This is a genomic window from Rheinheimera sp. (genome assembly GCF_020217005.1).
Classification (GTDB): Bacteria; Pseudomonadota; Gammaproteobacteria; order Enterobacterales; family Alteromonadaceae; genus Pararheinheimera.
Genome location: NZ_JAIWOI010000125.1, coordinates 1 through 10,000, shown reverse-complemented (window position 1 = coordinate 10,000; position 10,000 = coordinate 1). Strand labels below are relative to the sequence as shown.

The 10,000-nt window shown below is 43.6% G+C and carries 11 protein-coding genes; 10 read left to right on the top strand and 1 reads right to left on the bottom strand.

Annotation, left to right across the window (positions count from 1 at the left end):
* The 10 genes from fliS to rffA form a co-directional block, all read left to right on the top strand.
* Positions 1–302 (top strand): flagellar export chaperone FliS (gene fliS / locus LDL40_RS06115; protein WP_300994303.1); only part of this gene is annotated, 302 nt, incomplete at its 5' end.
* A complete protein-coding gene (locus LDL40_RS06110) occupies positions 302–601 on the top strand; it encodes a hypothetical protein (protein ID WP_300994302.1) in 300 nt (99 codons plus the stop codon). The genes fliS and LDL40_RS06110, both read left to right, overlap by 1 nt.
* A 17-nt stretch (positions 602–618) precedes the next feature.
* Positions 619–3,444 (top strand): 6-hydroxymethylpterin diphosphokinase MptE-like protein, encoded by a 2,826-nt coding sequence (locus LDL40_RS06105; RefSeq protein WP_300994301.1) that lies wholly within the window; start codon positions 619–621, stop codon positions 3,442–3,444.
* Positions 3,445–3,572: 128 nt separating this feature from the next.
* Positions 3,573–4,544, top strand: a complete 972-nt coding sequence (locus tag LDL40_RS06100; protein ID WP_300994300.1) for a stealth family protein — start codon at positions 3,573–3,575, stop codon at positions 4,542–4,544.
* Positions 4,545–4,601: 57 nt separating this feature from the next.
* Positions 4,602–5,639, top strand: a complete 1,038-nt coding sequence (locus LDL40_RS06095; RefSeq protein WP_300994299.1) for a TDP-N-acetylfucosamine:lipid II N-acetylfucosaminyltransferase — start codon at positions 4,602–4,604, stop codon at positions 5,637–5,639.
* A 2-nt stretch (positions 5,640–5,641) separates the two neighbouring features.
* On the top strand, positions 5,642–6,493 hold the full coding sequence (locus LDL40_RS06090; protein ID WP_300994298.1) for a class I SAM-dependent methyltransferase: 852 nt from the start codon (positions 5,642–5,644) through the stop codon (positions 6,491–6,493).
* Positions 6,494–6,506: 13 nt separating this feature from the next.
* Complete coding sequence (locus LDL40_RS06085; RefSeq protein WP_300994297.1) at positions 6,507–7,274, top strand: phytanoyl-CoA dioxygenase family protein; 768 nt, start codon at positions 6,507–6,509, stop codon at positions 7,272–7,274.
* Positions 7,275–7,937 (top strand): acetyltransferase, encoded by a 663-nt coding sequence (locus LDL40_RS06080; RefSeq protein WP_300994296.1) that lies wholly within the window; start codon positions 7,275–7,277, stop codon positions 7,935–7,937.
* The gene (locus LDL40_RS06075) at positions 7,934–8,608 is read left to right on the top strand and encodes a WbqC family protein (RefSeq protein WP_300994295.1); all 675 of its coding nucleotides are present in this window, start codon (positions 7,934–7,936) and stop codon (positions 8,606–8,608) included. The genes LDL40_RS06080 and LDL40_RS06075 overlap by 4 nt, the downstream gene beginning before the upstream one ends.
* 11 nt (positions 8,609–8,619) lie before the next feature.
* Positions 8,620–9,756, top strand: a complete 1,137-nt coding sequence (gene rffA, locus LDL40_RS06070; RefSeq protein ID WP_300994294.1) for a dTDP-4-amino-4,6-dideoxygalactose transaminase — start codon at positions 8,620–8,622, stop codon at positions 9,754–9,756.
* A gap of 30 nt (positions 9,757–9,786) precedes the next feature.
* On the opposite strand, the gene LDL40_RS06065 is transcribed toward rffA, so the two are convergent.
* Positions 9,787–10,000: hypothetical protein (locus tag LDL40_RS06065; protein WP_300994293.1), on the bottom strand; the 214-nt coding region annotated here is incomplete at its 5' end.

The window sequence follows — 10,000 nt, the reverse complement described above, 5'->3', positions numbered from 1 at the left end:
AAGACTTTGCGGAGAAATCCCGAACTGTGTCTAAAGCCATGAGTATTATCTCTGCCTTACAACACTCGTTGGATATGGATGTTGGGGGCGATGTACCGCAGAATTTATGGTCACTGTATGACTTTATGGTCAATCACTTGATGCAGGCCAGTCGCGAAAGCAATCCGGCTAAAGTGGATGACGTCATCGAAATTATGATCAAGATAAAATCTGGTTGGGATGCTATTCCGGTTGAAGAACGGCAAAAAGGCTTCCAGATGCTTGCAGAACGCCAAGGGCAGTCAGCTTTGGCATCGGCCTAATGACAGATTTAATCCTGAGCCTACAAAGCAAACGCCAGCAAATACAGGAATTGCTGGCGCAGGACGATTATGCTACCGGGCAATTTTCGTTGTATTGGCAAGAGTTTGATCAGCTCTTGCGGCAACTCTGTGAAAATCCGCAACAAACACCTGATTTAGAAAGTATATTGGCAGATAACTTGCAGTGGGTTAGTCTTATCACTGAACAAGTCACTTCTGAACGAAGTACTGTAGCTGTCAGGATGTTGCAATTACGCAAAGGTAAAAAGGCGCATCAAAGCTACGGAGACAATAATTAAGCGGGTGCCTGGCCTTTATGCTGAAATATATCAATTACCAAATCCTCGATAATGCCGAGCAGCAAGAAGCTCTGGAAAAACAAGTCTCAGCCAGTATTGCCCGTAATATTCGCCAGAATATTGACGCCTTCAGGCAAAATATTCCCAGCTTAGTCGGTATTATTCATGAACATGAAGTTCAACAGTATTCGTTGTTTTGCACTAAAGATACAGAACTGAACATAGTTGACTTCGCCACAGGCCGGGTGTTTTACCAAAGTGCCGCTAAACAGGAAGTGATGGCAGAAGTACAAGAGTTTTATTCCCACGCGGCCTACTTTAACCTGCAAAATAATCCAGATGATTTAACCTGGCGTCATCAACCATTGCCGGCAAACATTGATGTATTGCTGGTTTTTGGCCTGGGCTTAGGTTACCACCTGAACGAACTGGTCATGAACAGCCATATCCGTTATCTGGTGGTGTATGAGCCTAATATAGATATTTTACTCTGCTCGGCACAAGCCAATAATTGGCAACAACTTTTAGACACCGCGACCAGCATGGGCACCCATATCTTTTTGCAAATGGGTTCAGATGCGACTGCTGTGCCTGCAGAACTAGCTGAATTATTGGAGTTTGATTCAAAGCTAGACAAGATCTTTGTGTACCGGCATCAGTTTCATCCAATGATGGATGAGGTTATTCGCTATCTGTTGCAGCACTCTGGTCGCAAAGACGCCCTGACTCATACAGGCCATCAATTTACTGAATACAAAGATTATGCAGATTATGTATCCGAGCGCGCAGGTAACTTATTAGGTTATTACCAGCCCAAAGATTATAAAACAGAGCAGGCTCAGGCTTTGTACGATGCCAACATGGAAGCTTTGCAAAAGTTCTACCCTAAAGTGCATAAAGCCATGCAGGAACATAAAACCCGGGCCTGGCAACTGGTAACTGATCCGCAAGGCAAACCAAACCTGTACCATCAGAAACGTAATGCGTTGTTTCACCTCGATATTGACGTCGAGTCATCAGAAGTGGTTGATTACTTTGTGAATCATCCGTTTAAGGATGATGTGGTGTTGAGTCAAAGGGTTAGTAAAAAATTCCGGGGCTACCTACATTTTTCCGTGGTAAGTCAGTTACAGCCATTAATTGAAAAAACATTAAATGAACAGAGCAAATTACCCCCAACCGTTGACTCTTTAATCATTTTTGGGGTGGCCTTAGGTAAACATATTGAGCTGCTAACGCAGCAACATGAGATAAAGAACCTATTTATCTGTGAACCTAATCTGGACTTTTTTGCCGCAAGTTTATGGGTAACGGACTGGGCCGGCATTTTTGCCAGAGCGGATGCGGCAGAAAGTCGGATTTATCTGAATTTGGGTGGTGATGGCAGTCATTATTTCTACGATTTAATGGCTCAGTTTTATCAGGTCGGCGCATATTCCATCGCTGACACTTACATGCTTAGTACCTACTTTAATATTGGGATGCAAAAAGCTATTGCTGATTTACGCGACGAATTAAAGGTAGTACTGGCGCTGGGTGAATACTATGATCATGCTCGTTTTGGTATAGCTCATACTCACCGCAGCCTGATAGACGGACACAGATTTTTGCAGCATGTGAATGCCGACTATCGCCAGAATAAAGCGCTCGATTTACCTGTATACATCATTGGCAATGGGCCCAGTCTGGACCAGTGTTTTGACTATCTGCAAGAATACCGGGACAAAGTGGTACTGATCAGTTGCGGTACTGCTTTAGGTTCTTTGTATAAAAAGGGCATTAGGCCAGATTTTCATGCTGAAATAGAACAAAATCGCTCAACCTTTGACTGGATCAGCCAGATTGATGATGCTGACTATTTAAAGCAAATTCGTTTAATCAGCGTTAATGGTATGCATCCGGACACTGCCGCTTTGTTTAAACAAACTTTGTTGTGTTTTAAGGATGGCGAAGCCTCGACTTATGTATTTCATAACGGGTTAAAAAAACTGGGTTATAACGTCGCTTCGCTTGCCTATGCCTATCCGACAGTCACTAATATGGTGATGAACTACGCCATTAAGCTTGGCTTTAAACAGTTCTATTTATTTGGTGTTGATTTGGGTTTTATTGATATCAATCAGCACCACTCACAACATTCCTCTTATTACAAAGCGGATGGCTCACAAGTCTATAACTATCAGAAGCGACATGGAGGCGGCGTACCTTCAGTAGGTAATTTCAGGCCTATGGTCTACACCAAGCCTGAATTTGATGTATCCCGCAAGTTACTGGAACAAGCGATCGCCAAAGCCGGTCGAAAAATTGAAGTTTATAACTGCAGTGACGGCGTAAAAATTAAAGGCACTATTGGTTTGATGCCTGAAAATATACTGTTGGTGAATACCCCACAGCATAAAAATGAATTGCTTGAGCAATTGATTGAAAAAGCCTTTTATCCGGCATTGCCAGAGTGTGCTGAACAAATCCGGCAGAAGTTTTCTGCCTCTATGTTTGAAAAGACCATGGCTCAGTGGCAGGACATTTTAAAAGACGACGCACAAACCCAGGCAGATGCCAAAGCAATGATTGCTGCACAGTGGCAGCTGCTACGCAAGAGGGCGGTGAAAGATAAAGACATCACCTTCTGCTTATTTCACGGCAGCTCTAACTATATGGCCGGAGTGATGACCAAACTTGCCGCTAATATCAGCGATGAGCATCCTGAATTCCTGCAGACCTTTAATCAGGTATTGGTATTGTGGAGAGAGTATTTGACACGTGCTTATCAGCTCTATACTGAGCATCCTTTTGAATTGGATCAGGTCAGTGTCAACTATCTGTTTAATAAAACCAATGCTTGATCAAATCCTTGTGATTTGAATTTAGTTGGTTGGTGACAGGTTAGCCCCAAATTAAAGTATATGTTTGAGGATGCCGATAACTATTTATGCTGACTGGTTGCACAGGTATTTGACATCATAGGTTCTGAATGATTGACGTAGATTTTGTGATTCTTTGGGTTGATGGCCAAGACCCTACGCATCAGGCAAAGAGGGCTCACTACCTGAATGATTTCAGGCTTCACTCTGAAATCAATGCTGAACAATCTACCAGTCCATTGCGTTTTAATCAGACCGATGAGCTAAAATATTGTCTGCGCTCTATCAAGCAACATGCACCCTGGTATAGAAAAATTTGGTTAGTTGTAGACAAACAATTCCCGCAGTTTTTGCAGCAAAACCTTATATCCCAAGACAGAATCGAGATTATTGATCATGAACAGTTATTCTCTGGTTATGAGACGTATCTGCCAAGTTTTAACACAAGGGCCATCGCCAGTTTAATCGGCCGTATTCCACAGCTTTCTGAACACTTTATTTATGCGAACGATGACTTTATGTTTGGTCATGCCGTTGATAAAAGCTTTTTCTTTCAAAAAAATGGATTGCCTGTGACCTATGGAGACTGGGTATCGTTTTCTGAGCAGAAAACACTCACTTTGTTTCAGCAGGGCGTTTTAGCTTCAGCGCAGCTTGAGGGATTTAAACCTGAGCATCACATAATGATCAGCCATGGTTTTCAGCCTATGACGAAAAGTTTGATCAAGGCATTGTGGCAAAGGCACCCCAACGCATTTCTGAATAATCTGCATCATAAGTTCCGGCATGAAAGTCAGTTTCTTGTGGAAGCACTGCTGAATCATTATCTGGTCGGTTATCTGAAACAGCAATTGGAGCCAACTGAGAAAATGGTGCATTTCAGTTTTGAGTTGTGCCGGGTTGGCGCTCCGGAAAAAATACAGTTCCTGCTGAACCTTTTTCCCAGCGGCGAAAGAGTCATGTTTTGTCTTAATGAATTTCAATCCTTGTACCCAAGAGTTTTATGGGTCAAAGCTTATCTTGATAAGCTGTGTGGCCCTGCATTACTCAGTGAAAAAGAGTGTGAGTTGCCGGTGTCGTAGTACCTGGTACTAAATTAACGAGATAACAGCAAGCAACTGGCTTGCAGGATTTTAGAAATGATTTTACATATCATGACATTAGATAAGTTTACACCGGCATTTATCGATTTCGTTGCTAAACATTTTGATGCTACAAATCACAAGTTCACTTTCATTACCAGTAAGCGTTACCAATATGGTTTGACGCCTGAACATGGCGCCGAATTTTTACATACAGACGATGATTTTGAAGTGTTACGCGGATATATGGCTCAATCGGACAAAATTATTCTGCATGGTTTAAAGCGTGACAAAGTTCACAGAATTTTGTGTGAACATCCTGACTATCTGCAGAAATCAATTTGGGTGATGTGGGGCGGTGATTTTTATTACCCTGAGATGTACAACGATGACCATAGGTACGTGATGCGACATGTTCCTTATTTGGTTAATATTCTTGATGAGGAAATGACTATGGTCAGGTCCATGTATGGAGTGACTGGCCGACATATCCGTAGCTTTTTTTACAATACAACGCTGTTTCACGGTGATGACTTAAGTGCAAAATCTGCAGGAAACTGCCGAATCCTGCTAGGGCATTCAGCTGTCAGAGAAAATCAGCACATTGAGTATTTAGATATGTTGAAAGCCAATGACGACGGAGAGCTACAGATTTTTTGCCCATTAGTTTACCCTCGAGGAGATTTAGACTACATCAAAACTGTCGCTGAGCACGGAAAGTTGTGTTTTGGCGAACGCTTTATGCCATTGCTTGACTATGTGCCACTTGATCAGTACCTGCAATGGTTAGATCAGGTAAATATGGCTATCTTACCCTCGCCACGCCAACATGGCATGGGCAACCTGGTGAACTTATTGGGACAGGGAAGGAAGGTGTATCTGGATACCCGTGTTTCGACCTGGTCATTTTTTAATCGAATAGGTGTTGAACTTTATCCTGTTGATAATATTCGTTTTTCACCTATGGCTGATAGTGCGGCAAAAAGAAACCATCAGATCATTAGTGATTATTTTTCTGTTAAACGTTTGGTTCGGGATTTGACGGTGATATTTAGTTTTGAATTTGGCCAGGATCTTGTACTGGAAGAGGTATAACAATGTCAAATGACAATGATTTAAGAGAAAAGACTTTAGAGTCAAACCGTTATGTACACTCATTTTTGGTAGGAATTAATGAATACCAGAAAAGCCCACATTTCAGGCCTGAAAATCAGCAAAAGGTCAGAGGCATTTTGCTGCGGCTTACATCCGGATTATCTAACAAAAAACAGATGATCGATTTTGGTTGTGGTACGGGTTTTATTATTGCATTGAGCCACGATTTGTTTGATGAAGTGGTGGGGGTAGATATCACCAGGGAGATGATGGCTCAGGTGGATTTAAGCCCTGGCAATATCAAACTGGTGGAAGCATTAGCAGAAAAAACACCATTTGCAGAAAACCAGTTTGATTTTGCCACCGCCTATTCTTTTATGGATCATCTGTTCGATTATCGGGAGTTTTTACAGGAAGCCTACCGCGTGTTAAAACCAGGCGGTGTGCTGTATACCGATTTGAATCCAAATCGTGAATTTATACATTCGATGCTGCAGGCCAGTGCAGTATTAGAGCCAGAGCAACGCTCTGTAATACTCCGAAGGGAAATCGAAGGCGCATTGGACAACGGCTCTAACTATGAGCAGCAGTTTGGATTGGATGCTACAGCGCTCGCTCAGGCCGAACCTGGTAAAACTCTGGCTAAGGGCTTTCAGGCACAAGAAGTGCTTGATTATGCAAAGTTGCTAGGCTTCAGGACAGTGGAAGTAGAGTATGAGTGGTATGTTGATCAGGGCTTCTGGGTAAACCAGCAGCCCGAAGGTTATGCGCAAATCATTGATCAGTATCTACAATCTATGTTGCCAGTCTCAGCTCATTTTTATAAGTATCTGAGATTTATTCTGACCAAGTAAAAGGTTTTAAGTGATGACAGAGTTAGAACGGATAAAGCAGCAGTTTAATACCGTCGGGGCTGTAGTGGTTCCTTCGGTGTTTCATGCTGATCTGATTGAGCAACTCTTAGCTGAACTTGAAGTTGCCATAGACGAAGATCATCAATTGCGGCCAGATGTATTCGATGCGGGTATGGTTCACAACTGTATGACACGTGGCAAAAACATGTTGGCACTGCTGGACCACAGTGCGCTGAATAACTATTTGTCAGAGTTGTTTACACCACATTGTATTGTCTACGCCTATCAGTCATCGAGCCTGCCCCCCAAAAAGGGTAATTATGGCACGAGGATCCATGTCGATTGCCCGCGTTTTATCCCTGATTATGTCAGTAACATCGGTGTCATTATTCCGCTCAATGATTTTACGCTGGAAAATGGCGCAACTTTTTATCTAGCCGGCTCTCATCGAATGTCTGAGCTACCTGCTGAACAAGAATTCTATGCACGAGCTCAGCGTCTTGTTTGCAGTAAAGGCGACTTGATTCTTTTTAATGCGAGGCTCGTACATGCCGCTGGGGTTAACAACACACAACACACAAGGCATGCTTTAACCATCAATCTGTGCAGACCCTATATGCGACAACGATTTGATTTTCCACGACTGATGACTAAGCAGCAAATAGAATCATTAGGAGAAAATGGCCGCAAACTGATTGGGATGAATGTCAGAATGCCCGCGAGTCTTGACGAATTCTACTTGCCCGCAGATCAACGCTTATACAAGCCGGGGCAAGAGTAAATGCGTATACCTGTTATTATAGTGGGGACGGGGAGCCTGGCTAAAATTTTGGCGCATTGGATTGATGCGTCAACTGACAGCTATGTAAGAGGATTCGCTGTCGATCGTGAATTTTTGTCTCAGCCAGAGTTCTGTGGCAAACCTGTTTATCCCTATCAAGACATTGACCACCTAGTGCTTGATACAGGGCTACAATTTTTGATTGCGGTAGGATATGCCAATATGAGGCGAAGAGCAGAGCTGTTCGATCGCCTGAAACAAGATGGCCGTATTTTTTATAGTTACCTCAGTCCTGAAGCTTACATAGACCAGACCGTGTATTTAGGTGAGAACAGCATTGTATTTCCGGCGGTTGTAATAGAACCATTTTGTCATATTGGCAATCATAATATCTTCTGGAGTGGTACCATAATTTGCCATGACTCTCAGATCGGGCACCACAATTTTTTTGCCGCCCACAGCGTACTTGGCGGCGAATGTCATGTAGGTGACAGATGCTTTTTGGGTTTTAGCAGTGTTGTAGCTCAGCAAATTATTGTCGCTGATGAAACGTTGCTTGGTGCAAACTCTTTGTTGTTAAAGTCGTCAGACGCAGGATCCCGTTACCTTGGAACGCCGGCCAGCTGTGTTTCTGAACATAACAGAGAAGGCATCTGCCTATGACAACTCTTGCGGTATGCCAATCCAACTACATACCCTGGAAAGGTTATTTTGATTTAATCCGTAAAGCTGACATTTTTGTACTGTATGACACAGTTCAGTACACAAAAAACGATTGGCGCAACAGAAATAAAGTCCTCACTTCGCAGGGCGTTAGCTGGTTAACTGTGCCAGTCAGACACCTGCATCTTGGACAGCTCATTAATGAGATTCAAATCGCTGATCAACGCTGGCAATCTAAGCACTGGCGTACTATTGAGCAGCAATACGGGAGGGCTCGTTATTTTGACATGTATGGCGCCGAACTCTCTCTACTGTACCGCCAGCAATGGCAGTCTTTATCTGCATTAAATGAAGCTTTGCTGCGCACTTTGTGCCAGCTGATGCAGATAAGCACCCGAATAGTCCGTGCTGAAGATTACCTATTGACCGGAGATCGTAATGAACGCTTGATCCAACTGGCGCAGCAACTGCAGGCTGATCGCTATTTAAGCGGCCCTAGTGCGATGTCTTATCTGGATCAGTCGTTATTTACCGCTGCAGGTATAGAAGTCGGTTGGATGAATTATTCTGGCTATCGCCCTTATACTCAGTTACATCAGCCTTTTGTTCATGGCGTATCCGTGATTGATTTGCTCTTTAATACAGGTCCGGCTTACCGGGATTATCTCTGAGTGAGGTGCATATGAAAATTCCTTTTAACTGGCCTTACATGACAGGCAAAGAGCTGTACAACATAGCACAGTGTCATTTTAACGGCCGCCTGGCAGGTGATGGACCTTTTACTGCTTTATGCCATCAATGGTTACAGCAATACTCTGGGGCAGAGCGCGCGTTGCTTACAAATTCATGCACTGCGGCATTAGAAATGTCCGCTTTGTTGTTGGATATTCAGCCCGGCGACGAAGTGATTATGCCATCCTACACTTTTGTATCCACGGCCAACGCCTTTGTGCTCAGAGGCGCAGTACCTGTGTTTGTCGATATCAGGCCTGATACTCTGAACATTGATGAGCAGCTGATTGCTCCTGCTATTACCAGCAAAACCAAAGCTATAGTGCCGGTGCACTACGCAGGTGTTTCATGTGAAATGGACACCATATTGCAATTGGCTAAAAAATATGAGCTTGCTGTGGTAGAAGACGCCGCTCAGGGCGTGATGTCGTCTTATAAAGGCCGGACTCTGGGCAGTATGGGCGATTTAGGGGCGTTCAGCTTTCACGAGACAAAAAATGTCATTTCAGGTGAGGGGGGCGCCTTGTTAGTTAATAATGTCCGCTATGCAACCGCCGCTGAAATTATTCGTGAAAAAGGCACCAACAGAAGTCAGTATTTCCGTGGAGAAATTGATAAATACACCTGGCAGGAGCATGGCTCTTCCTTTTTGCCTGGAGAACTGATTGCGGCTTTTTTGTGGGCACAATTAGAAGAAGCAAAACAAATTACCAGCCGCCGGCTCAGCAGTTGGAACTACTACCATGCACATTTTGCAGATGCTGAACGTATGGGATTGTTAAGTCGCCCTGTAATTCCTTCTGACTGTGTTCACAACGCTCACATGTATTATGTGGTGTTGAATCCAGCTTTAGATCGTCAGCCTGTGCTTGACGGATTAAAAGCTTTAGGTATAGGCGCTGTATTTCACTATGTCCCCTTGCATTCCGCACCTGCAGGCGTGAAATTTGGTCGGGTCGAGGGGAACATGAGCAATACAGATCTGTTGTCTGCACAATTAATCCGCTTGCCACTTTGGGTTGGGATTTCTGAAACTCAACAAGATTTTGTCGCAGAATCGCTTATGAAGCTTCTGGGCAAGTCCTGAAAGTACAGAGGGGCCTTAGCCCCTCTGGAATCAAACTATTTTTTCAATAACAAAACTCTGATTTTCAGACAAATCCATCGTCAGGTATTTGATTCGATAGCCTGCAGTTTGACAAAATTCATGCACCGCTTCCATTACGCCGTACCTGAGTTGAGAGCGCCAGTTGCCCATAGTGTAATCATGACCTGCTATAACACCATCAGGTTTAATTTTGCTGGCGTATAGAGTCAGTTCCTCTTTTGTC

Coding starts and splice junctions, on each gene's coding strand:
- LDL40_RS06110 (WP_300994302.1), top strand. CDS start 302: ATGACAGATTTAATCCTGAGCCTACAAAGCAAACGCCAGCAAATACAG.
- LDL40_RS06105 (WP_300994301.1), top strand. CDS start 619: ATGCTGAAATATATCAATTACCAAATCCTCGATAATGCCGAGCAGCAA.
- LDL40_RS06100 (WP_300994300.1), top strand. CDS start 3,573: ATGATTGACGTAGATTTTGTGATTCTTTGGGTTGATGGCCAAGACCCT.
- LDL40_RS06095 (WP_300994299.1), top strand. CDS start 4,602: ATGATTTTACATATCATGACATTAGATAAGTTTACACCGGCATTTATC.
- LDL40_RS06090 (WP_300994298.1), top strand. CDS start 5,642: ATGTCAAATGACAATGATTTAAGAGAAAAGACTTTAGAGTCAAACCGT.
- LDL40_RS06085 (WP_300994297.1), top strand. CDS start 6,507: ATGACAGAGTTAGAACGGATAAAGCAGCAGTTTAATACCGTCGGGGCT.
- LDL40_RS06080 (WP_300994296.1), top strand. CDS start 7,275: ATGCGTATACCTGTTATTATAGTGGGGACGGGGAGCCTGGCTAAAATT.
- LDL40_RS06075 (WP_300994295.1), top strand. CDS start 7,934: ATGACAACTCTTGCGGTATGCCAATCCAACTACATACCCTGGAAAGGT.
- rffA (WP_300994294.1), top strand. CDS start 8,620: ATGAAAATTCCTTTTAACTGGCCTTACATGACAGGCAAAGAGCTGTAC.